Origin of the sequence: Adonisia turfae CCMR0081, assembly GCF_011009555.1 — a bacterium.
Taxonomy (GTDB): domain Bacteria; phylum Cyanobacteriota; class Cyanobacteriia; order Phormidesmidales; family Phormidesmidaceae; genus Leptothoe; species Leptothoe turfae.
This window is the reverse complement of the sequence record NZ_QXHD01000003.1, coordinates 289,088-313,235: the sequence shown is the minus strand read 5'-3', so window position 1 is coordinate 313,235 and position 24,148 is coordinate 289,088. Positions and strand designations below refer to the sequence as shown.

Sequence of the window (24,148 nt, the reverse complement as noted above, 5' to 3'; positions counted from 1 at the left end):
TCCGTAGGGGCGCACAGCCGTGCGCCCTACAAAAGATTTGGCTGCATACCCGTATCCCAGGCCCCATAGGCATGGGTCCCTATGGATTGGCTCTCTATGGGTCAGGTCAGAGCGTTTTTCGCCGTTTCTTCTAGCTGTTTCGCTGCAGTTGCTTTACGTTCACTGTAGCGATCGGTGAGTTCATCTACGTTGTCTCGTAGTAGCAGGGTAAACCGATAGAGTTCTTCCATCACATCTACCACTCGATCTCGGTAGGCGGACTGCTTCATGGTGCCGTCTTCATTAAACTCTTGATAGGCTTTAGCCACAGAGGACTGGTTCGGAATGGTAAACATCCGCATCCAGCGTCCCAAAATTCGCATGGTATTAATCGCATTAAAGGATTGGGAACCGCCAGATACCTGCATCACAGCCAATGTACGGCCCTGGGTAGGGCGAATGGCTCCCATGCTTAGGGGAATCCAATCAATTTGGGTTTTCATTAGCCCTGAGATGTTGCCGTGCATCTCAGGGCTCGACCATACCTGTCCTTCTGACCATAGCGAGAGGTCACGCAACTCTTTCACTTTCGGATGAGTATCCGGTTCTGCACCGTGGAGGGGTAATCCTCGAGGATCAAAAAACTTTACCTCAGCTCCAAAGTCTTCAATAATACGAGCAGCTTCTTCCGCTAGAAGACGACTGTAAGAGCGTTCACGAAGAGAGCCGTAAAGAAAAAGAATGCGTGGTTTGTGGTCAAATGTCATGGGTAAAATTAGAAGGAAAGGGAGAAAATGAAAGTGAATGGGTAGAGAAATAAAACCGTTTACTCTAGTGACGATGATGCATGGGGATGGTTGGATAACGTAAAAGATACTGAGTAAACGAGCTGTGGTCAGAAGTTTCAGGAGACAGATTTCAGGAGTCAGGAGTCAGAAAAATTCTCTCCCCTATCTCCTGACTCCCGACCTCTTCCTTAAAACATCACACTATAGGCTAAGCCCGCTGTCACCGAACCGATAAAGGCAAAGCCTAAGTAAGCCAAAAACACTGGGCGACGAGCCAATGCAAAGACTGCAATCATGGCTGGAATACTAGTGGCCCCACCTGCCAGCAAAAATGCCATACCAGCCCCCGGTGCCATACCTTGATTCACTAAACCCGCGACTAGAGGTAATGCTGCATATCCATTCAGGTAAGCGGGAATCCCCACCAGAGCTGCACCCACCACGGACAACAGACTACCATCTCCTGCAATCGTCTGAATCCAGGCGTTGGGTACATATACCAGCATTAAACTCTCCAGCAAAAATGCCAGCGCTAGCCATTTACCCAGGAACCAGCCATTGTTACGTGCTCCCTGCCAAAACTTCTGGCGGCGCTCCGCCTCAGGCCAAAATTTCCACACAACCGGCTTAGGATTCCGTACGCGACTACCGCCACAGCCACCATTACCGGCTCCCTCACGCAAAGGATTTCTGAAGGCTACAGTCGATACACCCAAGTTCATCAAGGCCAGCGTACCGAAACCGCCCAGCAGACCAATGGCAATTGTCGCTAGGGTTTTAGCAATGGCGAATTGCAATCCCAGAGTACCCACGGTAAGGATAAACATGGACGGATCCATCAGTGGGGAAGATAGCCAAAAAGCCATCACCGCTGAAACCGGCACCCCCACGGAGAGGAGCGCCGCAATTAGTGGGATCACACCACAGGAGCAAAAGGGCGAAAGTGCTCCAAATAGGGAAGCCACAACAATCATTACCGAGATACGTCCTTGAAACGCCTTGGCAATCAGATTATCTGCACCACTGGCCTGGGCATAGGCCGCAATCCCGATAGACAGTAGCAAGAAGGGAGACACCTGCACCAGGCTGCTGACCAGGAAGCCCAAGCTACCAGAAAACTGAGGCGGCACCAGGATAGCCAAGGCAAGAAAGATAAGGACAATGGTGATAAAAACCTTATCTAGCTGTTGAACACTGCGATTAAAGCGATTGAAGACAGTTGAAGTCATGACGGGCAGTCCTTCGGTATTTCGAAAAACATCAAAATAAAGGTCAAAAATTTTTCATTGGTCGGGGCATTTCATGGAATGCCCCGACCAATGGGTGGGCACCGCCCACCAAAAATCAATCCGGACGATCAGGACAAGGCAAAGGTTCAGCGACGTCAGTTAGTTCAAAGGTTTCAGGATCAACAACTCGATTACGGGTACAGCATTCCTCAAAAAGGAAATCAATCAGGTACTTAAGGGCATCAGACTGGACGCTATACCAAATCCATTGGCGATCCTTCTCAGCCTGCACCAGCCCAACCTGACGCAGTTTATCTAAATGGTGAGACAGCGTTGAAGCCGTAATCCCTAGCTCCCGTTGAATTTCGCCCGCAGGTAAACCTTGGGGATGGGCCGATAAAAGAAGCCGCACGATATTAAGTCGTGAAGGCTGTCCAAGGGCCGCAAAGGCAGCGGCTATTTCTTCGACGGAACGCGATTGGCTATCTGACATATTTCGATGATCATCAAAATACACGTTTTTGTCAAGGGCCCAGAAAATATTGGGCATTGCTGATCCTCAAGATGACGTTAGTTGTGGGATACCGTCAAATAGCAATGGCACTAGACGGGTTTTTCTTCCAGACCAGCAATCGTAAATATTGTCAACAAACTATTCACCTGAAGGCAGCACAAACACTTCAATGTGCTGATCACGCCCCCGGATAGGCAATTGGCCTAGGGATTTAAGGGATAGGCTTTTGAGGCGTTGCTGAGTAGTTTTGCTAATCAATAGAGAAGAGTCCACTTCCTTCGTTAAGGATTCCAGTCGAGAAGCAACATTGACCGTATCTCCAATCACAGAGAATTCCAGATGACCATCGGTGCCTAGGCAACCGGCAACGATGGAGCCTGAATGTAAGCCAATGCCAATGGGCAAAGGGCTCAGTTGTTCGACCTCTGACAAAATTGCCTGGGCCGCCTGTACTGCATGGTCTGCGTGGTTGTCTAACACGTTTGGCGCACCAAAGACGGCCAGCATACCATCCCCCATAAAGGTGGTAACCCAACCATCATGGCGTTTGACGATGGTGGACAAAAGACCCTGGAGCTGATTCAGAAACTCAAATACATCAGCGGGTTCAAGTTTTTCCGCATAGTGAGTAAAGCCGCGTAGGTCAGTCACCATAACCGTGACATCAAAGGTCATGGGCTCTTCTATCAGATCTGTCGGTGTTTCAAACGCCGCGTCAACAACATTCGCTGGCAGAAACTGCTGCATCAATAGACGGCCCGCTTCATTTTTGCCTTGGCGGCGGACAATGCCAGAGGTGAGCATGCCCATGAGCCCGGTACCCAGAATGGTAAACAGTGCAAACACACCGATTGCTAGATTTAACTGAAACAGAAAAATAGCATAGGTAAAGTTGGCAAGGGCTAAAACGGTGGTAATCGCTGACGCCTGACGGCGAATACGAATACCGCCAGAGACCGCTAGTAAACAACAAAATGCAGCAACGTTAGTGACAATTTTGGGTTGAGTTTCCCCTAAGACACTTGCAATATTGGTAATGAAAAGTGCGAGTAACAGGCCATCAAACAGGGGAATGGCAATCTGTAGCTTGGGTAGCCAGCGCCAGGCAGTCGGCTGACATAGGGCCAGGAGAAAGCCGCTATATATGATGCAGGCACTAACAGAAATCAGAGCAACGGTAGGCGAAACAGAGGCTTCACCGATGATGCGCTGTGGGAAAAAGAAAACGAGCACATCTAGAATGCTTGAAATTAGCACCACCACTACTTTGACATAGGCAACCTTACGCTCGTTGCTAAGGGATTCTTTGGCAATGACTTGATGAACAGCAGCCTGAATAGGCTGGACTGTAGGTTGCCTAAAACGGGCCTCTTTAGGCTTCGTCATATATTCCTTTGCCTATAAAACTACGTATTCAGCAGCACCCCAACGGATCTAACTAATTTTAGCGCTCCATTTTTTGGATCTTTGCAATATCTCCCGTGCCCATGTCTTAGCGGGTACGAAGGACTGGCTCTTCAGTCTTTGATAAATGGTTGAGAAAAGGAAAAACCAGCATCCAATGCAACTGCACAACCCGTAAATCTTGCTGGTGTTCAACAAGGCCAATGACCATCTCTTGATGGCCAGCCAAGGGGTGTCTGCGATAGGTTCCAAAGATGTAGTCCCACCAGGGAATATTGAAGCCAAAATTGCTATTGGTTTCTTTGGTGATGGCAGAATGATGGATGCGATGCATGTCTGGAGTGATTACAAACAGCCGTAGTAAGCGCTCTAATGGGGCAGGTAAACGAACGTTGCCATGATTGAACATTGATGTTGCATTGAGAATGATTTCAAATATCAATACAGCAACGATGGGTGTCCCTAACAACAAAATGATAATCATTCTATTGGCCATTGATAGCAAGATTTCAACGGGATGAAATCTTAGGCCTGTCGTCACATCAAAGTCGAGATCAGCATGGTGCACTCGATGGAATCGCCACAGTGCTGGCAAGGCGTGAAACAGGACATGGTTTAGGTAGGTAATGAAATCCAGACAGATAACAGATAGCACTACAGTCTGCCAGTGCGTCAGAGGCAACGTGTAAAATATTCCCCATTGCTGTTCCTTAGCAATGGCAGCAACACCTAATGATGCCAAGGGAAAGATGGCTCGTAACACAATCGTACCCAGGGTCAATAATCCAACATTGCTAAACCATCGCATTACCCTGGGAGATGAGGAATGCCGGCAAGGGGCCATGGCTTCCCATAGTTGCATCAACATAAGTATGCCGAAGAAAAAGCCACACCGAATCGTAAACTCATACTCCAACAGTTGTAGCTCGCCGATCATCATTCTATACGTCCTCTAGTGTATGGAGCAGGCCATCTATATCTAGTCTAGGTCTCCTCGTCACACAAATAGGGCACTTTGTCTAGGTCTCCTCTTGACATAGATGGGGCACTTTGTTCAGCAACCTGTATGATTATTTATTTTTTGAATTAAAAAAGATAATGGTTATGAATCAACACTAATGTTTCTAATATTCTTAGAGTCGATTAGAGGCCACAAATAGAGCCATTAGAACGTCAGTATTCGAGTACAGAGGCTTTTTAACGCTGTACTAAAGTTAGAAATCTACGAGTATGCTTGAGGGTAGTTCAATTGGATTACAATTCTATTTTTTGGGAGAGTGGCTTGGCTCGCCAAAGCTCACATCACAGCTTGATTTGGAAATAAAGCAAACGGTTCTGATGCTAGCTTTGGGCAGCTCGATGATCAGTTTGATTGTGGTTGCCATACAAAATTATCGATTAAACCAAGAGGTTAAGCGTCGCCAGCAGGTTGAGGCCGAGTTGCTGGCCAGTGAAGCCCACCATCGGGCCCTCATTAATGCCTTACCTGACTTGATCATGCGCATCAATCGCGATGGCATCTATCTTGAGTTTTTAGCGTCCCCCGACTTTCCCGTCCTCGGTGAACTACAAAATTGGGTAGGCACCCATATCACTGATCGGCTACCGCCAGATATCGCTCAAAAACGGTTAGAGGCTTTGCAAAAGGCGTTGGCAACCCAATCGATTGAAACCTATGAACACACTCTTTTGATTGATGGCAACAAACAAATCGAGCAGGTTAGGGTTGTTCCCTGTAGTGCAGATGAAGTGTTGATGCTGGTGCAGAATATTAGCGATCGCAAACAGGCAGAGGCCCGTCTACAGATGAGTGAGCAACGGTTTCGCCGTGCGATCGCAATGGCTCCATTTCCGATCATGATCCATGCCGAAGACGGTGAGGTCCTGCATATCAACGGTACTTGGACTGAGCTGACAGGATTTACCCAGAAGGATCTGCCCACTACTCAAGTATGGGCCCAGCTAGCCTATGGTGAGAGGGCGACTGAGATGCTCGAAACTGTCATTGCGAAGAACTATAGTCTGGCATCTCGTGGAGATGAGGACACACAAACTATCAATATTGCCAAAGGCAAGCAGCGGATCTGGCAGTTTAGCTCCGCACCGTTAGAAAAGCTGGCAGATGGTCGACGCATTGCCATTACGATGGCCGTCGATATTACCCAGAGCTGCCAGACTGAGAAGGCCCTACGGGACAGTGAAGAACGCTATCGCAGTATTTATAATCAAGCCGCTGTTGGGTTGGCCAATGGCACGCTCGATGGCAAATTTGTTGATGCCAACCCCCGCTTCTATGAAATGCTGGGATACTCTCGCGAAGAATTACTGGCCAAACCCATTAGCGAGATTACCCATCCGGATGATCGAGACCAGAGTCAGGTTATGGCCCACAGGCTATTTACCAATGAAGTCCTTTACCTTTTTCATGAAAAACGCTATTTAAGAAAAAACGGTAGCTTTTTTTGGTCCAATACGGGAGTATCCATTGTAAAAGATGCCCAAGGTAATCCTCAACATACGTTGGCTGTTATTCAGGATATTAGCGATCGCATCAAAGCAGAAGAGAAATTAAAACATGATGCGTTTCACGATGCGCTAACGGGCTTGCCCAACCGTAGTCTGTTGATGGAACGTTTAGAGTTGGCCCTTAAACGAGTCAAGCGACACCATGAAACCCAGCTGGCTGTAATGTTTTTAGACCTAGACAACTTTAAGGTCATCAACGATAGCCTGGGTCACTCCGTTGGAGACAGGCTGCTGTTGGCAATTTCCACCAGACTCAAGGGCGTCATTCGAGAAACAGATTTAGCCGCCCGTTTGGGCGGCGACGAATTTGTCATTCTCCTAGAGGAGATTGGAGACCTGGCAGAAGCCACCATGGTGGCAGAGCGCGTTTTAGAAGTGCTGCAAACACCGCTTAACATTGCGAACCAACGGTTATTTCCAGGGGTAAGTATTGGTATTGCCCTATCCAGACAACAACATCATTACATAGCCTCTGAACTTTTGCGCGATGCCGATGTCGCCATGTATGACGCTAAGCGTAGGGGGCGAGGGCAGTATGTTGTCTTTGATTCCACCATGCATCTACAGGTGGTGCAGCGACTGCACCTTGAGAACAAGTTGCACAGGGCATTGGAAAATGAAGAATTTTCACTCTACTATCAGCCCATTGTTAATCTGAAAACTCAAAAAATAGAAGCCTTTGAAGCCCTACTCCGCTGGCAGCATCCTGAAGAGGGACTAATGTTGCCAGATCGATTTATTGACATTGCCCAGGAGATTGGGCTGATTGCCCCTATTGACGAATGGGTGTTGCGAACAGCCTGTCAGCAGTTAGTGCTCTGGCAAACTCATTTTCCTGAACATTCTCCAGGGATCAATATCAATTTTTTAGGTGAACACCTCAAGGAATCGCTACTGGTCAAGCTTGAGAAAGTTTTAGCCGTCCATAGACCTGTAGACAACAGTTTAATGATTGAAATAACAGAAAGCATGCTGGTGCAGGATTATGAAACCACCCAACCTTTGCTGAATCAACTCAAGCACTTTGGTGTGGGCGTTGTTATTGATAATTTTGGAGCAGGATACTCCTGCCTACGCCATTTGCATCAGCTACCTGTAAAAGCCCTCAAAATTGACCAAGGCTTTGTGAGTTCAATGGAATTAAACGGAGTCAATCAGATTATTGCAGAGTCAATCATTACCATGTGCCAGTCTTTGGGATTGACAACGATTGCAGCAGGTGTAAAAACACGGCAACAACTGCATTGGCTAAAAGAAATAGGTTGCAATGCGGTACAAGGAGACTATTGTGCTGAACCTATGGGGGTAGAGGAAGCAACCGATCTGTTAGCTCAAGAGCAATCTTTCCAGCGGCCTCATTTTCCCAGGGATGCGTCTGAATAATTAATTTTGATTTGTTTTTTGTTAAATGTGCTACATATAACTAAATCGTTAATGAGTCACATTCATGAGACTGGATCGCTTTCAATGGGGTCTATCCGTTTATCGATGTCATGGTGCCCTTTCCCCTTGGGCTGAGCTAGAGGCCTATCGGCAAATGCTGATGGATGTAAGGGGCGTGACGGAACGTGCGATCGCAAACGGTCTATCGTTAGAGGCGTTTTTAGCCTCAGATCTGACCACTGGCTATGATCCCATCTGGGGCCAGGGCTTTTTATCCCCTGAATAATTCCAGAAAATTGTTTACCAAAGCTTCGCAGAATAGACGCAGCCGATTTTAGAATGCGGATAGCACAATAGGGAATGAGTAGAGTTAATCGGCTCACTAACTAAACGTTCATTAGGAGGTTACAAATGCATAATCGCCATGTTGTAGCTGGTGTTCTGATGATGACCACGGTGGGCAGCTTAGCCTATCCGGCCCATGGGCAACTTGAGCACACCCAGCTGGCAGTAGAGATCAGTGGTGTCAATACCCCCCAAGGACAGGTCTGCCTTAACCTCTTTAATAGCAGCGATGGATTTCCTGGGGATCGAGAAGAGGCCCTGGAAAGCCTATGTTTAACGCTGACAGAGGACTCCCCCCCCGTAGCCACCTTTGAGAATCTGGCCCCTGGTAGCTATGCGGTTTCAGTCTTCCATGATGCTAACAACGACAATGAGTTTAACCGCAACTTTGTCGGCATGCCTGCCGAGGGGTTTGGATTTTCCAGAAACCCAGAAGCGCTAACCGGGCCACCTGAATTTGGAGACGCTGTGTTTTTGGTAGCAGGCGCAGAAAACAGGATCGAGGTTGAACTCAGCTATTTTTAAGGCAACTTCTAGATAAATTAAACTTATCCCCCTGATTTTAAGGGGGGGTGAGGCAGATTCTAAGAATTCAAACAGCTTGCTTAGATAAAATATTGAGGGCATATACCCTGGGTGTATCATCACCAGGGTATATCACCACCAGTAACTCGATATTTTAGAGTCTGTTATGAGTGACGTTTACGATGCCTTTATTTCGTATGGTCGTGCTGACAGTAAGGCATTTGTTGTCAACCTGGGTAAACGGCTGACGGATGCTGGCTATCGCATCTGGTGTGATTTTAACGATATCCCCCTGGCCGTAGATTTTCAGAACCAGATCGATAGCGGCATTGAAAAATCCCATAATTTTCTCTTTATTATTTCACCCCACTCCGTCAACTCAGACTATTGTAGTAAAGAAATTGAAATTGCCCAGCGTCATCAAAAACGGATTATCCCCATATTGCACGTAGAGCAGATTAATCGAGAAATCTGGCAACAGCGAAATCCCCACGGCGGCGATGCACAATGGCAAGATTATCAGGCCAGGGGACTGCATTCTAGCTTTCCCAACATGAACACCCAGATTGGTAAAATCAATTGGGTTTACATGCGGCCAGAGCAAGATGAGTTTGAAAAATCTTTAACGGACCTCCATCAGATTTTCCATCGTCATCAAGACTATGTGGAGAATCACACTCACTTCTTAAATCAGGCCCTTGGGTGGGAGCGACAACAAAAGCAAACGGAGTTTTTACTATTAGGAGAAAAACGACAGCTAGCAGAAACCTGGCTGAAACAACGGTTTAAAGACGAACAGGCTCCCTGTGAGCCCACCGACTTGCATTGTGAGTTCATTACTGAAAGCATTAAAAATGCTAACAACATGATGACTCAGGTGTTTTTGGCCTATGCCCAGGCGGATGCCAACGTTATGGACAACATTCGGCGATCGCTGCGACGTCAGGGGTTTACGGTTTGGAGTAATCAGACGGATATCGCCACAGGAGAGGCCTTTAAACGGGCTGTGGATCGGGGCATTGAAGAAGCTGATTCCATGGTGTATCTGCTGTCGCCCGATTCTCTTCGGTCCAAATATTGCCAGTATGAATTGAAGTATGCCCTGACCCTTCACAAGCGAATTATTCCTATTTTAGTCAGGCCCTTGGGGTCCGCTGAGAGCCCACCGGAACTGGCCTCACTGCAATATATCGATTTAACGGATAACTTAAATCAAGATGATTATCAGCTGGACGAAAACGGGTTGATTAAGACCCTCAACCAGGATGCGGTTTATTATAACCAGCACAAAATTCTCTTGACCAAAGCCTTAAAGTGGAAACGGCAACAGGAGAATCCTAGTGTGTTGCTGCGGGGCTATGATCTAAGCCATGCAGAGGCCTGGTTAAAAACAGCGACTGGGCGAACCGTGCAGCCAGCAATGACGTTGCACCATGACTTTATCCAGGCCAGTTTAGACCAGCCACCCCTGTCTTCCATCGATGTATTTATCTCCTATTCCAGTGCCGATGCCGATATTGCCCGTAAGATCAATGGCGCTTTGCAAAGCCAAGGTAAAACCACCTGGTTTGACCAGGAGAGTATTGCCGCAGGTACTGCCAACTTTCAGCGAGAGATCTACCAGGGCATTGAGGTATCTGACAATTTTTTGTTTATTTTGTCCCCTCGGTCCGTCAACTCACCCTATTGCAAATTAGAGGTAGACCATGGAGCCCGCTTTAACAAGCGATTTGTGACTATTTTGCATCAGCCTATAGAGACGGCTGACCTGCATCCCCAACTTGCCCAGGTTCAGTGGCTAGATTTTAGCCAGCAACGGGGCAACTTCACCACCCATTTTAATCACCTCATCCGCACACTGGATACGGATCGCGACCATGTGCAGAGTCATACAAAATGGCTCCAGCGCGCCCTGGAATGGCAGCAAAAAGAGCAGAGTCATGATTTGCTATTGCGGGGGGCGGAGAGTGCGATCGCAACCCAATGGCTGCAAGACACACAACAAAAGCAGAAAAACCCTGCCGTCACAGCAGAGCAACAGAGCTTTATCACCGCCAGTCAGAATGCCGCTGAAGCCGAGGCCCGTCGTGAAAAGCGACGTATGAGAATTACCCAATCTCTGCTGGCAGGTGTGAGTATTTTGTTTGTGATTGCAGCGGGAGCCAGTGCCATTGCCTTTAGGAACAACAGTCGTTTGGTGCTAGATGAGAACGCAGCGGAGACCAGCCGGTTACTGATTACTAAACCTGTAGAAGGGCTGTTGGACTCTCTCAAGTTGGTTGGCAAAAGCCGCGCCCACCTGAACGGACTGCGTCTTTCTGTGCGCTCTACCCTGCGAAATGCCATGGGTGCGACGGTGGAAAAAAACCGATTGCTAGGGCATCAAGATGCGGTTTGGGCAGCGGTGTATAGCCCAGACGGGGAGATCATTGCCAGCGGCGGCTTCGATGCTGTTATTCGACTGTGGGACAAAGACGGCAATGTGATTGGTCAACCCTTTGCAGGCCATACGGATGATATTTGGTCCATAGCGTTTAGTCCAGACGGTGAAACCATTGCCAGTGCCAGTTCTGATCAAACGGTACGGCTATGGAATTTGCAGGGCAACCCGTTGGGGAATCCACTGGCAGGACATTGGGGACATGTGAAGACCGTTGCGTTCAGTACAGATGGGGCCTGGATTGCCAGTGGTGATCAGGGGGGGGCTGTCAGGTTATGGAATCGACAAGGCCGACTGTTGTACCCACCGTTTCAGGCAGATGGCCAAAGTACGGTCTGGTCGGTGGCCTTTAGTCCGGACCGTACACAAATTGTCAGCGGTCGCGAAGATGGGCTGCTTCACGTTTGGAGTCCTCAAGGGCAATTGTTGAAAACGTTGCGAGGGCATACCGGTACCATTATGTCGGTGGTATTTAGCCCCGATGGCAGCCTGATCGCTAGCGGTGGTAACGATAACATTGTGCGGATATGGGATCGTCAGGGCAATCTACGGCACCAGCTAGAGGGCCACACCGATAATGTCATCTCCCTGGCCTTTAGCCCCGATAGCCGATGGTTGATTAGCGGTGGTGACGACAACACTGTGCGGGTGTGGAGCCGAGATGGGCAGCCGGTGGGACCACCCCTGACTGGCCACGATTACTATGTGTATTCTGTTGCCGTTAGCCCCGATGGCAACACTATTCTTAGCGGTGGTGAAGATCAGACACTACGGCTATGGGATATGCAAACTGTCCTGTTGCGCCAGGCCACCCAGCTGCACGATGGTGCGGTGCATGCCATGGCAGTTAGCGGTGATGGCCAAACCCTGGTGACGGCAGGGGCTGACGGCAAGATTAACCTGGTGCCAAACGGGGGCAGAGCCCTTACGTTTCAAGGACATACCGATGCAGTTCTATCGGTGGCCGTTAGTCAGGATGGACAAACCTTTGCCAGTGGCGGTGAAGACAACGTTGTTAAACTTTGGAATCGTCAGGGCTATGGGCTTGCAACCCTCACCGCCCACCAGGCACCCGTCAATGCAGTCGCGATTCATCCCACCCAACCGCTGATGGCCAGCGCCAGTGACGACACCACTATCCGCCTATGGGATCTGCAGGGAAATCCTGTAGGGCAATCCATTGAAGGGCACACCGATAAGGTGAATACGGTGATGTTTACCCCCGATGGCCAGCGGCTGATTAGCGGCAGCGACGATCGCACCATTCGCCTGTGGGATCTAGAGGGCACCCCCATTGGCGACCCCATCCAAGGACATACGGATGATGTGAATGCCATGGCCTTTAGTCCCGATGGCCAAATGTTTATCACGGCCAGTCGCGATCGCACCCTCAGACTCTGGGACAGCAACGGTCGCCCTATGGTAGACGAGCCGTTTAGAGGTCACCTTAGCGATGTGATAGCCGTTACCTTTAGCCCTGATGGTGACTATATTGTCAGCGCCAGCCGAGATCAGACCCTACGGCTATGGGATTTAACCGGCAAGCCCATTGGCAATCCATTAACAGGCCATAATGCCACCGCCAGCACGGTTTTATTCAGTGGCGATGGCCAATGGATCCTCAGTGCCAACAGTGATGGCTTTCTGCGACGTTGGGAAGGGGGCAGCCTGCAAGATTGGGTGGGGTGGGGGTGCGATCGCATTCGCGAGCATGCTCTTGTAACGTCAGACGATGCAGACATTCGCTCGCCCAGTGCGGATGCGGTGAGTAGCGTGTGTCAGTTCTAATAATTGTCTTAGTGAAGAGCTTTTTAGGCGTGCGATCGCACCTCACCCCCTGCATACCTCTGCTAAGCTCACCGTATCTAACAACAAATTCATCCTCCTCAACATGAGATTACTCGTCCAACTCATTGGCCTTGTCCTGATGCTGCTAGGGATTTATTACTTAGGCAGAAACATCTTTTTCACCACCAATGTGAATCCCTACTTTTGGCGCGGCATTGCGGCTGATGCATCAATTTTCTTGCTGTGTGCTGGCATTTGCCTGTTAGTGTTTATGCCATTGGGATTTATGAAGCAATTAGGTTGGATTTTCGTTGCTGGTGGGATTCTCTGTATTTTCGTGAGTAGTCGAGCCATTCTGAACCCGACCAGTCTTTGGCAGTTCTTTGTTGCCACGGCATCAATGGCGTTTGGGTATCGGTTGTTTGCGACCGGGCGTTAGCGTTGAGTCAGCACTGAATATCCCCTGCGTTCTCCACAACCCTATGGAATAGTCGACAGTCAATTACATACAATACAACTTTAAGCGGCCCTGAACCGCTAAGTTAGAGCCGCTTAAAGTAGTTGAAATCGTTAGCTCGTACTCATTAGCCAATAAATTAGCCAATCAGGATGAGCTGCATTATCTACGGGGTTTTGCCTTATTGACTTTCAGATTACGGCCCATCCACTCAGCGCCATCCAGTGCTTCAATAGCAGCCGTCTCTTCTGCCTCTGTTGCCATGTCAACAAAAGCAAATCCACGCTTCCGACCGGTTTCCCTGTCGGTGGGTAAATGGGTGCTTTTCACGGTGCCGTACTCTGCAAAAGTCTGATTTAAGTCATCTTGTGTGACGTCAAAAGATAAATTGCCAACATAAATCGTCATCGAACTTCTCCAATAGTAAGCGTGTGCAGAGTTAAATTCGGAGAACCGTTGGTTAGACGAATTGCATAACCGAAAATAAGCCATAGGCAAAACGCTAACACGGGATTCAGGATAATAGAGGAAATGCAGCAAAATTTAAATCTGAAGAGAATTCGGACTCAGTCGTTAAATGGCTCTGTCATCCCACGGGCTTAGGTATACTTCATCTATAATGATTTTAGGGAAATTATCTAGGAAACGAATATTTAATATTTGCTTACTTGTTCCTATTTTAAGTAGCCTTAGCAGCTTAGTTCCCTCTCCTAATGGCACTTTAATGTGTGATGTTGCCAGGTTGTTGATTAGCTGGCCAGAAGCATAGGCCTACTGGGAAGTCGTCAATTTATTCATCACTCCAAAGCTCTTGGAAAGGTATTCTCAGCTACAATACATTCCCTTAAAGTTAACAATGCTTCCTCGTACAGATATTCCTTACCCTAGTTGTTAAACCTTTGGTCATTACCGCTCTCGTTAGTGAGGAAATGTGTAGGGAGTGAAACCAATATCTAAAATTTCGATAACAATATAGGTATTGGGCAGCTGATTGATTAGTAAGTTCTCTTTGTAAGAAAAAAGAGAGAACTTAAGGCTGTTGTGACCTGATTTAGGGATGAGGGTTTTATAAGGTCCTAAGTCATGGCTGTACAGAGGCATTTCATGGAACGCCCACAGGCACAAGGTCAGCCCCTACGTTAAAAAAACTGAATAACATACGCTTGGGAGATAATTATGGAAAGCTTTGATTACATTGTTTTGGGCGCTGGCTTAGGAGGGCTTTCTGCGGCAGCTTGTTTAACACGTCAGGGCCATAGGGTGGCTGTTTTAGAAAAACACTATTTGCCAGGGGGATGTTGTCACACCTTTGATTTTGGCGATTATCGATTCTGTGCAGACGTGCATTACATTTCTCAGTGTGCGCCGGATCAGGCCATTGGTCAGTTTCTTAGCTACATTGAGCGGCCCGTGGAGTTTAATTCGCTGGATCCAGAAGGTATTGATCGGGTGATTACGCCGGAGGTGGATTTTAAGATTCCGTTGGATTGGGAGGCGTTGCGATCGCGTCTTCTCGCTACGTTTCCAGATGAGCAAACGGCCATTAACCGCTACTGTAATGAGATTCATCAGTTGCACACAGAAATTCGCGGCCTGACCAACGAAATTAACTGGTATGACCGCAAGTGGTCTGACTGGTTAAAGCTGCCCAAATACTGGAATCTCTACAGTAAGCGTAACTGGACCCTGCAAGATTTGTACAACCATGTGGGGCTGTCCCCCAAACTACAGAATCTGTTGGCAGGCCAAAGCGGTGATTATGCCCTACCCCCCAACGAAATTGCCTTGATGACCCACACCTCTTTAGTGTCAGATTATGCAGAAGGGGCTTATTATCCCAAACATCACTTCAAACATTTTGTCGATACCATCGTAGAAGCCATCACCGCTGGGGGTGGGGTGGTGCAGCTATCCACCCCCGTAGAACATATTGAGGTCAGCGAGCATCGAGTGCAGCAGCTGATTACGGCCAACGGAGACATTTACCATGCGGAAAAGGCCTACATCAGCGATCTAGACCCGAAGCTAACGGTACAGCTGATGCACATTCCTGGCGTGCTCAGTAAGCAAGAAACCAAACGTCTGACCGGCTATGATTATTCTGCCAGTGCCTTTAACCTCTATCTGGGCTTAGATAGCCGCTTTGAACCAGAGCGCTATGGTCTGGGTAACTGGAATATTTGGTATTACCCCACCGGCAATTTAAACCAGGAATATCAGAAACAACTCGCTGGTGATCTCAGTCATCCATGGATCTTTCTCTCTTGCCCCACCCTAAAATCCAGTGAACCTGGGATGGCTCCAGCGGGACATCATGTTTTAGAAATTGCCACTGTCTGTCCCTATCAGCCGTTTGGAGAGTTACATAAATACGATAAAGCAGGCTACAAAGCCAAAAAGCGTGAGCTGTATAAACAGATTATGAACAGCGTACGCGACTTGATTCCTGATGTGGATCGCTATGCTCGGATGAAAGTGTATGGTACACCCACCACCAGTGAGTATTACCTGGGCCAGCCCCAAGGCAATATTTATGGCGCTAAGCTGATTCCTAAACAGGTGGGTCTGCACCGTATGGGCTATACCACAGAGCTGCCAAACCTGTTCCTGGTGGGGGCCACTGCCGGTTATCCCAGCGTACCCGGTGTGATAATTAACGGCATGGATGTGGTAGAGCTGATCACAGGTCGGACAATCCAGCACAAACAAGCACCTGCCAACGTTCCAGAAAAAGTCTCAATATAACAGTTCAAAACAATTTTTTTAACTGCAGAAAATGCATTATGGAACAGGCATTTTCTGTAGTTTTATGATGATTTTTAAAAATCATTGAGCCGTGAGACTTCTCTTTTTCCCAATTCTCGGATTTAGTCGAGCCAAGCTACAGCAACGGCTGGCGGGCAAGACTGGATTGATTACGGGGGCAAGCTATAGCATTGGTGAATGTTTGGCAGAGAGTCTGGCAGATACGGGTGCCCATCTGCTGCTGGTGGCGCGCACAGCTGAGAAACTGAGGCAGGTAAGACAGCGGGTTGAAGCAAAAGGTGGGCGAGCGGACGTACTACCCTGCGATTTACGAAATCCGGCTGAGGTGGATGCATTACTGCATCAGCTGTCAGGCCGGGTGGATGTTTTTGTCAGCAATGCCGGAAAATCCATCCATCGCTCTATTTTTGACTCCCTCCATCGAATGCATGATTTTACCCGCACCATGAATCTGAACTACGTTGGCCCGGTGCAGCTGATGCTGGGTCTGATTCCTGGTCTAGTGGCGCGGCAGGGACAGGTGATTAATATTTCTGCGGTCAATGTGCTGCTGATTCCTGCCCCTAAGTGGGCGGCCTATCAAGCTTCAAAAACGGCATTTGACCAGTGGTTTCGCAGCGTCGCTCTGGAATTAAATGCCCAGGGTGTCAGTACCACATCCATTTATCTACCGCTGGTGCGTACACGCATGATTAAACCGACCAAGGCATATAACGACATGCCTGCCATGCTGCCCGAGCAGGTGGCGCAGTTAATTTGTCGAGCAATTATTTCCCGCAGGCGCACCTATGCCCCATGGTGGTTGATGGCTGGACAGTTGGCATCCGTAATCGGTCGCTGGCCCTGGGAAGTGATCCTCGGACATAGACGCAAATCAAGAACCTGATGAGCACGCTGCTAGGGAAGCTATATTGCACTCGGTTGTTAACGCCTGTGGGCCTGTTTTATCTGCTTCCCAGATGGCCTATCAGCCAAGCAACAAGCAGCTGAAGCGAAGCAAACCAGATCGCATCGTATTGTAAGACTTTAATTGAGACGGGCGATCTGGCCTATCGAGATGACCAAGGAGATATTTTTCTCTGTGGTCGGGTGGATGACATGATTGTCTCTGGTGGTGAGAATGTTTACCCGATTGAGTTAGAAACCGTTTTAATGCAGCATCCGCACATAGAGGCGGCAGCGGTGCTGGGGATACCAGATAAAGAGTTTGGTCAACGGCTAAAGGCAGTAATTGTTATAAAGCCAGACAGTGGGTTGGATGTGTCGGCTATGCGTGATTGGTTAAAAACCAGGGTTGCGCGGTATCAGATACCTGGAGTGATTGAGTTTCGGGAGGAGCTACCGTATACGTCGTTGGGCAAGCTGGATAAGAAGGCGTTGTTGTGAGTTTAAACGTCAGCGTGGCCTGTTAACACACAGACGAATGTAATAATGCCAAACAACCATATGGGCATAAAGACAGTGCTGCCGCCACCACGCCCACCATACCAGCGCGAAAACCCTCTTTAAAAGACCTTTATTCGGATGGGGATTTGATGGTCTGGTGATAGCAGAAGCCGATAAATATTGTTCACCCTATGAAGTTGTTTATATTGGGAATAGCCAAGCATTCTGCCAAGACGAGAACACGATATATTCGTCTGGTCATCTAAACACTAAAGCGCATAATATTTTCCTAGATGACCTAGTTTCTATAGGAATAGTCGGGCTTTTAACTAAAATCTTTCTTTTTCGGACTCATATGAATTTTATAAAAGAGAATTTTACTTCTCAAGCTATAACTATAGTTGATTTAATATACCTTTTAACTTGGTTTGACTGTGCCCAATGTAGTCATCTGGCTTGGTGGTTTATGTCAGCTGAGTAACAACATCAATAAGGCTTAAAATTTTGATGTTATTATTTAGCCGTCGAGATATGCGTTTTGGGAAAACCATAAGCAATCAATCCTATCAAATGGGTCTTTGCCCATTTCTAGGAAGTCGAACATATAGTTGTTACTTGATTCCGAATCTCGCATAGGGAGAAACTCTGGAATATAGATGCCCAGCCTATCCATTATGCGCCCTCTAGGATAAGGTCTATCTGCCGTAATTTCCTCCTTTATGACAAAACTATCAATATCTTCTATTCTATCAATTACATGATAGTATGTGCTTGTCATAGGTGGATTTTCGTCTCTTCCACATTCTTGCCGTTTTACATCACTAGCCTCAACAAGGTATCCCCAATAGTCCCAAAGTTCACGTCCTGTGAGGTCCTCATAGCCTTTTATAGTTGAGAAAGCTGGAATAAAACACTTTTCTAGTATTCCATTTCTATAAATAACGTATCCTGCCTCTTCTCCTGTAAAAAATCTAGCTACTGATGCTGCTGGAAGCAATTCTGAAAGAATGCGCAGCCTAATGTCCAGTGCCTGCTCCAGACAAATCTGGTCAATATCGAGAATGATGTACTTGTATCCTTTGAGCCGGTAAAGCAGCGCGTATTTCCTGTCGAATAAGCTAACAGTTTTACCATAGACATTTGAGAGATGCTGCTCAATACCAAGAGTGCTATCTAATGCACACAGCACACTATCAAAGTCTGTTTCAAAGACATAGGCTTCCCTGTGTGAGTCGGGTGAAGAAAAACCCCAGTTCTTAGAAACTGAAATTAAGCCATTCTCCAATATTATATCGTCAAGGCAAGTTAGTCTGCTTACCATTATTATTGTGGAATAACAAACACTACTCCATGTATCTCAGGGTCAGGAAGGCCTTCTGCTCTTCTCTCTCGTAACCACTCGTCATACTCAACATTTTTCTCTTCCACAAATGCATCAATCCTAGCTTGCCTTTCCGGAGAAACAGATAGATTGTTGCTGAGAGCATCGACCACTTGTCGAGCCATGTCTTCAGTTATATAAGGTATGGTCTCATTTGGTATCTGTGATGCAATTTCAGGTGGTAGGATATCAATTGGTTGCATAGGAATTTGTTTGTTTAAGTTATCTTGTCGGGCGCGATAGACAAGATCGATGATGACCATAAAAATACTAGCAAAGCCCAATCTTGGTTGTGGCACATAATCGAAGGAAAAGTAACTGATTAGGTGGCCAGGAATAGCAGCAGTCATAAGAAAAATAAGACCGCGAATATTGAGCGTGGCCATGGTTAGGCACTAGTTGTTTAGTGCTAAAGGTAGAAATAAAAGCCTGGTGCACCAGGCGGCAAACGACTTTAGGGTACCCGGAGGCCGTCGTAGATGCGTTAGGGGTAATTCCACGGAGAAATGCTTTAATTCCTGGCGCTTTACAGTTTTTTTGTGTTGGTAAAGTTTTGGAAAGTTTGGGGGTGGAAATTGTGGAAAATAGCGTTGGCCGTTGTTGGTTTCTATACTGGCGTTTTTGGGATCTACCTCGCCTTGCAGTGGGCTTTCTATGGGGTGGGTTCTTTTTTATAGGATAGTGAGATAGTAATGCCAGATCTTAATAGCGAACCATGGGATTGTCAGTCTAGTTAGCAAGAAACGGGTGGTAGGCCCCTGCTGTTATCGATACCTTGATGAAATGCAACTAGCATATGATCAAGGCGACAGCATGAGTTTATTAATGAAGGCTACGGATTATAGCGCACACACCTATGGGCAAATAGCCAAAGCAATTACATTCATTCGCGAAAATCATTTGGAGCAGCCGAGTTTGGCCACGATTGCTCGGCATGTAAATCTTAGTGAGTATCATTTTCAACGGTTATTCACAAAATGGGCTGGTATTAGTCCAAAACGTTTTTTGCAATACCTCACCCTTGAATATGCGAAATCTAAAATTGCTGAAACTAAAAGCCTGTTGGAACTAACGCTAGAGTCAGGCTTGTCAAGTTCAGGTCGTTTACATGATCTGTTTGTGCAATTGGAGGCGATGACACCGGGGGAATATAAAGCATCAGGTGCAGGATTACAGATTCGCTATGGCATTCATGACACACCGTTTGGCGGCTGTTTGATCGCGATTACTGATCGGGGTATCTGCAATTTACACTTTCTCGATAATGTAGACGAGTCCCCTGCTGTACAGCACTTGCAAGCAGAATGGCCCAAGGCTGATATTATCAGCGATCAAAACGAGACTGAGATCATGTGCGATCGCATATTTCAATCTGATCAGCAGTCTCCCTTAACCCTCCATGTCAAAGGCACAAATTTTCAGATTCAAGTGTGGCGTGCCCTATTACAAATCCCGTTTGGGGGGCTTACCACCTATCAGAGCTTAGCTACGGCCATTGGCAAACCCACAGCAGCTCGGGCCATTGGCAATGCAGTTGGTCGTAATCCGGTGGGATATCTGATTCCTTGCCATCGAGTGATTCGTGGTTCAGGAGAGATCGGTGGCTATCGTTGGGGCTTAGACCGAAAGACTGCACTGTTAGGTTGGGAAGCTAGTCAGGCAGAGGTGCAGCCATGAAGCTATCAAATATTCTGGAACTGTTATTGCTGGCGGCCCTATGGGGTGGTTCATTTTTGTTTATGCGGATTGCAGCGCCCGTGTTAGGACCCGTTTGGCTCATTGAGTTTCGTGTTTTGCTGGCAGGCCTAGTTCTGTTACCAGTACTGGCTCGGCTACGTCTTATGGGAACAATGCGTCGTCAGCTGATGCCCCTGTTGATCGTTGGGTGCCTCAATTCCGCAATTCCATTTTTGCTGTTGGCCTTCGCGTCCGTATCGCTCCCCGCAGGCTTTACGTCTATTTTGAATGGGACAGCCCCGCTCTTTGGAACGGTGGTAGCCTCGGTGTGGTTGAGCGAGAGACTGACACCATCCCGCAAGGTGGGATTTGTGCTGGGCTTTATTGGTGTTGTTATCCTCGTCGGTTGGAAAGCTGTCGACACCACCCCTAGTTTTTTAGTGGCCGTAGTTGCAGCATTATCCGCTGCATTAATGTACGCGATCGCAGCTCCCTACATTAAGAAAAACCTGGCTGGTGTTCCATCATTAGTTGTGACTACAGGCAGTCAACTGGGAGCCGCTTTGGTAATCATTCCAGCCCTCCCCTTCACGATTCCTCAGCAGGTGCCATCTGCAGGTGTTGCCATAGCTGTTCTGGCCCTAGCTGTATTATCTACCGCCTTTGCCTACATTCTCTACTTCAGACTGATTCAAAATATTGGTTCCACCAAGGCGCTGACTGTTACCTATTTGATTCCCATGTTTGCCATGCTGTGGGGGGCCATTGTCCTACAAGAAGCCGTAACATCGTCCATGATTTTGGGGTGTGGGCTGGTGCTGTTGGGAACAGCTATTGCAAATGATCTGTTCCCTACGACACACTAAAGTTATCAAAGGCCTGGCAGAACCAACTGTTGGTTATGAGGAAAGCCCATCACCACGAATCTTCGGAGAGAGGTAGGCCAAGGAGAAACAACTGTGTATCGGCATTAGTACCAGGGGTACTCAGCCCCATCAGTAGTTAGTAGCTGGCTCGATCTATGGTGGCATAATTGTCTCTTTTGAAAATGGGCAGGCAACTAAAATCTTTTTAGGAGCCGCAGCGGAGTAATCTCAAACTACGGCTCTAAACCTATCCGTATGCCCTAAGGATAAGGTGTCGTAAAGTGATTGAGATCAACAGTATAGTTGACACCGCCGTTACCGCCGCCAGGTCCCATAACAACCTGCAGAGCATAATCTCCAGACGTGGTTATATCGTTGATGTGTTTGTCAAGGACGCCTGCAGAGCTTACTGCAGCAATCACCTCTCCGGCATCCACAATGCCATTGTTATTGTTATCTTTGATCAGGCGCATATAGGCCTCACCTGTCAAATTTGTCAGCGTAATATCCACCCCTTCGTATAGTCCCAAACTAAACTCATACGTATCAGTGGTGAAACCATTGCCTACCACGCCGTCGTTACTATAGCCAAAACCTGTAAGGTCACCAACATCAAATTCACCGACAAGTAAATTGCTAGCCTTGCTATTGCTTCTAGAGAGCTTGAGGTCATACTCAAAGAAGGTACTATCACTATTGAAGTACTCTAGCTCAACAAAATAGGTATCCGCAGTTCCTCTATAGTTCAGACTATTTTCACCCGAAGAGTACAACTCCCCAGCTACAAGGGTATCTGCCGCATCAAAAACACCATTGCCATTGTCTCTGTACATTCGTAAACTAACATTGCCGCCATTGGTAATGTTGTCAACGGCTACGTTGATGTTTCTCTGAAAAGGGTGATTTGTCGTAAACTCAATAACATCTTTTGGATTAGTGTTACTGAGATAACCACCGCTGTAGCTTTTAACCGATCCTCCGAGTGTACCAGCACTGTGGGTGGCCTGTAGATCCAGGTCATAGCTGACACTGCCAACGCTATCATTTACACGATTTACTTGAAGCAAGTAATTACCTGCTGAAGCATTAAAGCTAATAGTGTCATCATCATTATTGGGAGCCAAAGCCAAGGCAACCCAATCGTCGGATGCATCAATGGTACCGTTATTATTTGTATCTCGCCACAGCGATAGATTGGCATTGTCATTAGCACTAATATCGTGTAAGCGAATGCCAATTTCGCGATTACCCATAAAACCACCAAAGACACTGAATCGAAAGACATCGGTTGGGTCGCCTTGGGTAAGACTATAGTTGGTGTAACTAACGATCGGATCGTGTAATGCTCCTACATTATAGTTAGCCATAAGACTTGTTTCTCCTTGAAAATAAATGCGGTCTAAGTGATCTACATTGATCAAAACAATCGGATGACCGAAATCATGACCGAGTTTGTGTGACTTCTGACCGAGATATTAGAGCTGTCGCCAATTCCATTAGAAAAATAAGTTCACTCTTTTCAGATAGTGTTCAAACACGCTATGGTTAGGAGATGAGATTTTTCTATCTCCTAACTCACCTATGCCTATGGCATCTTACTCTTCCGATACTGTGTCTCTTAAGCCCTTGCGAAGTGTTCACACCCAAAATCTAACGGAAATACTGACTCAATGTGGTATATCACTGGTAGTATCTACCTATCAAGCGGGCAAACTGATTGTGGTTCGTGCCGATGGCAATGTGGTAAATACCCATTTTCGCGTTTTTGATCAACCCATGGGTTTGGCTGCCGATCCTGAGAAAATAGCCCTAGGAACAAGCTATCAAATTTGGGAATTTCGTAATGTTCCAGCAGTGGGTCAGACCCTTGATCCGCCTAATAAACATGATGCCTGCTATCTACCTCGCAACAGTCATATAACAGGCGATATTGACATTCATGAAATGGCCTATATTGATGATGAACTATGGTTTATCAATACTCGATTTTCTTGTTTATGTACTCTGGATCGGAAAAACAGCTTTATGCCCCGCTGGCGACCACCATTTGTCAGCGCCTATGATATTAATGATCGCTGCCACTTAAATGGGTTAGGTATACGTGATCATCAACCACGTTATGTGACAGCCTTGGCACCCACAGATACAGCTAACGGTTGGCGTGAGCATAAAGCCCATGGCGGCATTGTGGTGGACACTACCACCAATCAGCTGTTAGCACAGAACATTTCAATGCCCCATTCTCCCCGATGGTATCGTGATCAGCTATGGGTTTTAGAATCGGGTCAGGGAAATTTATCAACAGTCGATCTAAAAACAGGACGATTAAATGCGGTTGTGCAATTGCCTGGCTTTACCAGAGGGTTAGATTTCTGGGGGCCGCTGGCTTTTGTAGGGCTGTCACAGGTAAGAGAAACTGCCGTATTTAGTGGGCTCCCCATTACTGAACGGTTGCAAGAAAGGAACTGTGGTGTTTGGGTTGTTAATATAGAAACTGCCACGATTTTGGCTTTTTTGAGATTTGAGGATGCTGTTCAGGAAATCTTTGGTGTTTCTATACTACCGGGGATTTGTTTCCCTGAGGTGATTGCCTGGGATGAGACATTGTTGCGCAACTCATTTGTTTTGCCGGATGAAGCCCTTGCAGAAGTCAATGTTACAACTGCATCAGCCGAGCATCAAAAACGTTGACCT

Annotated in this window: 20 protein-coding genes; 11 read left to right on the top strand and 9 right to left on the bottom strand. The window is 47.3% G+C overall.

Annotated features, from left to right (window positions below):
• Positions 1-101: 101 nt before the first annotated feature.
• The 5 genes from arsH to DXZ20_RS02085 form a co-directional block, all read right to left on the bottom strand.
• Positions 102-746, bottom strand: a complete 645-nt coding sequence (arsH, locus tag DXZ20_RS02105; protein ID WP_163696130.1) for an arsenical resistance protein ArsH — start codon at positions 744-746, stop codon at positions 102-104.
• A 209-nt stretch (positions 747-955) separates the two neighbouring features.
• Positions 956-1,996, bottom strand: coding sequence for a permease (locus DXZ20_RS02100; RefSeq protein ID WP_163696129.1), 1,041 nt, complete (start codon positions 1,994-1,996; stop codon positions 956-958).
• A gap of 115 nt (positions 1,997-2,111) precedes the next feature.
• Positions 2,112-2,546 carry an ArsR/SmtB family transcription factor gene (locus tag DXZ20_RS02095; protein WP_250565145.1) on the bottom strand — a complete coding sequence of 145 codons (435 nt, stop codon included), beginning with the start codon at positions 2,544-2,546 and terminating at the stop codon, positions 2,112-2,114.
• A gap of 102 nt (positions 2,547-2,648) precedes the next feature.
• Entirely contained in the window at positions 2,649-3,896 is a 1,248-nt protein-coding gene (locus DXZ20_RS02090; RefSeq protein ID WP_163669512.1) for an adenylate/guanylate cyclase domain-containing protein, read from the bottom strand.
• 106 nt (positions 3,897-4,002) lie between these two features.
• Positions 4,003-4,854, bottom strand: a complete 852-nt coding sequence (locus DXZ20_RS02085) for a sterol desaturase family protein (RefSeq protein WP_163669514.1) — start codon at positions 4,852-4,854, stop codon at positions 4,003-4,005.
• Between the two features lie 419 nt (positions 4,855-5,273).
• Between DXZ20_RS02085 and DXZ20_RS02080 the strand changes: the two genes are divergently transcribed.
• The 5 genes from DXZ20_RS02080 (at position 5,274) to DXZ20_RS02060 (ending at position 13,360) form a co-directional block, all read left to right on the top strand.
• On the top strand, positions 5,274-7,823 hold the full coding sequence (locus DXZ20_RS02080; RefSeq protein ID WP_163696126.1) for a sensor domain-containing protein: 2,550 nt from the start codon (positions 5,274-5,276) through the stop codon (positions 7,821-7,823).
• A gap of 64 nt (positions 7,824-7,887) precedes the next feature.
• On the top strand, positions 7,888-8,109 hold the full coding sequence (locus DXZ20_RS02075; RefSeq protein WP_163696124.1) for a hypothetical protein: 222 nt from the start codon (positions 7,888-7,890) through the stop codon (positions 8,107-8,109).
• Positions 8,110-8,234: 125 nt separating this feature from the next.
• Positions 8,235-8,693, top strand: a complete 459-nt coding sequence (locus DXZ20_RS02070) for a DUF2141 domain-containing protein (RefSeq protein WP_163669520.1) — start codon at positions 8,235-8,237, stop codon at positions 8,691-8,693.
• 166 nt (positions 8,694-8,859) lie between these two features.
• Entirely contained in the window at positions 8,860-12,921 is a 4,062-nt protein-coding gene (locus DXZ20_RS02065) for a TIR domain-containing protein (protein ID WP_163696122.1), read from the top strand.
• Between the two features lie 103 nt (positions 12,922-13,024).
• A complete protein-coding gene (locus DXZ20_RS02060; RefSeq protein ID WP_163669524.1) occupies positions 13,025-13,360 on the top strand; it encodes a hypothetical protein in 336 nt (111 codons plus the stop codon).
• A 180-nt stretch (positions 13,361-13,540) separates the two neighbouring features.
• Here DXZ20_RS02060 and rbp read toward each other — a convergent pair whose 3' ends face one another.
• Positions 13,541-13,786, bottom strand: a complete 246-nt coding sequence (gene rbp, locus DXZ20_RS02055; protein ID WP_163669526.1) for an RNA-binding regulator — start codon at positions 13,784-13,786, stop codon at positions 13,541-13,543.
• Between the two features lie 768 nt (positions 13,787-14,554).
• Here rbp and DXZ20_RS02050 point away from each other — a divergent pair.
• The 3 genes from DXZ20_RS02050 to DXZ20_RS02040 all read left to right on the top strand — a co-directional run bounded on the left by DXZ20_RS02050 (position 14,555) and on the right by DXZ20_RS02040 (position 17,530).
• Positions 14,555-16,123, top strand: a complete 1,569-nt coding sequence (locus tag DXZ20_RS02050) for a phytoene desaturase family protein (RefSeq protein WP_163696120.1) — start codon at positions 14,555-14,557, stop codon at positions 16,121-16,123.
• A gap of 91 nt (positions 16,124-16,214) precedes the next feature.
• On the top strand, positions 16,215-17,030 hold the full coding sequence (locus tag DXZ20_RS02045) for an SDR family NAD(P)-dependent oxidoreductase (protein WP_163669529.1): 816 nt from the start codon (positions 16,215-16,217) through the stop codon (positions 17,028-17,030).
• Positions 17,031-17,242: 212 nt separating this feature from the next.
• Positions 17,243-17,530: an AMP-binding enzyme gene (locus tag DXZ20_RS02040; protein ID WP_163696118.1), complete on the top strand. Its 288-nt coding sequence runs from the start codon at positions 17,243-17,245 to the stop codon at positions 17,528-17,530.
• A gap of 517 nt (positions 17,531-18,047) precedes the next feature.
• Here DXZ20_RS02040 and DXZ20_RS02035 read toward each other — a convergent pair.
• On the bottom strand, positions 18,048-18,851 hold the full coding sequence (locus DXZ20_RS02035) for a hypothetical protein (RefSeq protein WP_163696116.1): 804 nt from the start codon (positions 18,849-18,851) through the stop codon (positions 18,048-18,050).
• Between the two features lie 2 nt (positions 18,852-18,853).
• Entirely contained in the window at positions 18,854-19,297 is a 444-nt protein-coding gene (locus DXZ20_RS02030) for a hypothetical protein (RefSeq protein WP_163669536.1), read from the bottom strand.
• A gap of 427 nt (positions 19,298-19,724) precedes the next feature.
• On the opposite strand from DXZ20_RS02030, the gene DXZ20_RS02025 reads away from it, so the two are divergent.
• Together DXZ20_RS02025 and DXZ20_RS02020 are read left to right on the top strand one after the other, a co-directional pair.
• Positions 19,725-20,588, top strand: coding sequence for a methylated-DNA--[protein]-cysteine S-methyltransferase (locus DXZ20_RS02025; RefSeq protein WP_163669538.1), 864 nt, complete (start codon positions 19,725-19,727; stop codon positions 20,586-20,588).
• Complete coding sequence (locus tag DXZ20_RS02020; RefSeq protein WP_163696115.1) at positions 20,585-21,454, top strand: DMT family transporter; 870 nt, start codon at positions 20,585-20,587, stop codon at positions 21,452-21,454. Before DXZ20_RS02025 ends, DXZ20_RS02020 begins: the two co-directional genes overlap by 4 nt.
• A 260-nt stretch (positions 21,455-21,714) precedes the next feature.
• On the opposite strand, the gene DXZ20_RS02015 is transcribed toward DXZ20_RS02020, so the two are convergent.
• A complete protein-coding gene (locus DXZ20_RS02015) occupies positions 21,715-22,821 on the bottom strand; it encodes a hypothetical protein (RefSeq protein WP_163669542.1) in 1,107 nt (368 codons plus the stop codon).
• 220 nt (positions 22,822-23,041) lie between these two features.
• Here DXZ20_RS02015 and DXZ20_RS02010 point away from each other — a divergent pair, with 220 nt between their 5' ends.
• On the top strand, positions 23,042-24,145 hold the full coding sequence (locus DXZ20_RS02010; protein ID WP_163696113.1) for a TIGR03032 family protein: 1,104 nt from the start codon (positions 23,042-23,044) through the stop codon (positions 24,143-24,145).
• Positions 24,146-24,148: the final 3 nt, after the last annotated feature.

Bases quoted from the DNA above. Each gene is read 5' to 3' on its own strand.
- DXZ20_RS02070 (WP_163669520.1), top strand. From the start codon at position 8,235: ATGCATAATCGCCATGTTGTAGCTGGTGTTCTGATGATGACCACGGTG.
- rbp (WP_163669526.1), bottom strand. From the start codon at position 13,786: ATGACGATTTATGTTGGCAATTTATCTTTTGACGTCACACAAGATGAC.
- DXZ20_RS02020 (WP_163696115.1), top strand. From the start codon at position 20,585: ATGAAGCTATCAAATATTCTGGAACTGTTATTGCTGGCGGCCCTATGG.
- DXZ20_RS02015 (WP_163669542.1), bottom strand. From the start codon at position 22,821: ATGGCTAACTATAATGTAGGAGCATTACACGATCCGATCGTTAGTTAC.
- arsH (WP_163696130.1), bottom strand. From the start codon at position 746: ATGACATTTGACCACAAACCACGCATTCTTTTTCTTTACGGCTCTCTT.
- DXZ20_RS02025 (WP_163669538.1), top strand. From the start codon at position 19,725: ATGAGTTTATTAATGAAGGCTACGGATTATAGCGCACACACCTATGGG.
- DXZ20_RS02035 (WP_163696116.1), bottom strand. From the start codon at position 18,851: ATGGTAAGCAGACTAACTTGCCTTGACGATATAATATTGGAGAATGGC.
- DXZ20_RS02030 (WP_163669536.1), bottom strand. From the start codon at position 19,297: ATGGCCACGCTCAATATTCGCGGTCTTATTTTTCTTATGACTGCTGCT.
- DXZ20_RS02050 (WP_163696120.1), top strand. From the start codon at position 14,555: ATGGAAAGCTTTGATTACATTGTTTTGGGCGCTGGCTTAGGAGGGCTT.
- DXZ20_RS02085 (WP_163669514.1), bottom strand. From the start codon at position 4,854: ATGATGATCGGCGAGCTACAACTGTTGGAGTATGAGTTTACGATTCGG.
- DXZ20_RS02080 (WP_163696126.1), top strand. From the start codon at position 5,274: ATGATCAGTTTGATTGTGGTTGCCATACAAAATTATCGATTAAACCAA.
- DXZ20_RS02095 (WP_250565145.1), bottom strand. From the start codon at position 2,546: ATGCCCAATATTTTCTGGGCCCTTGACAAAAACGTGTATTTTGATGAT.
- DXZ20_RS02060 (WP_163669524.1), top strand. From the start codon at position 13,025: ATGAGATTACTCGTCCAACTCATTGGCCTTGTCCTGATGCTGCTAGGG.
- DXZ20_RS02100 (WP_163696129.1), bottom strand. From the start codon at position 1,996: ATGACTTCAACTGTCTTCAATCGCTTTAATCGCAGTGTTCAACAGCTA.
- DXZ20_RS02040 (WP_163696118.1), top strand. From the start codon at position 17,243: ATGATTGTCTCTGGTGGTGAGAATGTTTACCCGATTGAGTTAGAAACC.
- DXZ20_RS02090 (WP_163669512.1), bottom strand. From the start codon at position 3,896: ATGACGAAGCCTAAAGAGGCCCGTTTTAGGCAACCTACAGTCCAGCCT.
- DXZ20_RS02075 (WP_163696124.1), top strand. From the start codon at position 7,888: ATGAGACTGGATCGCTTTCAATGGGGTCTATCCGTTTATCGATGTCAT.
- DXZ20_RS02010 (WP_163696113.1), top strand. From the start codon at position 23,042: ATGGCATCTTACTCTTCCGATACTGTGTCTCTTAAGCCCTTGCGAAGT.
- DXZ20_RS02065 (WP_163696122.1), top strand. From the start codon at position 8,860: ATGAGTGACGTTTACGATGCCTTTATTTCGTATGGTCGTGCTGACAGT.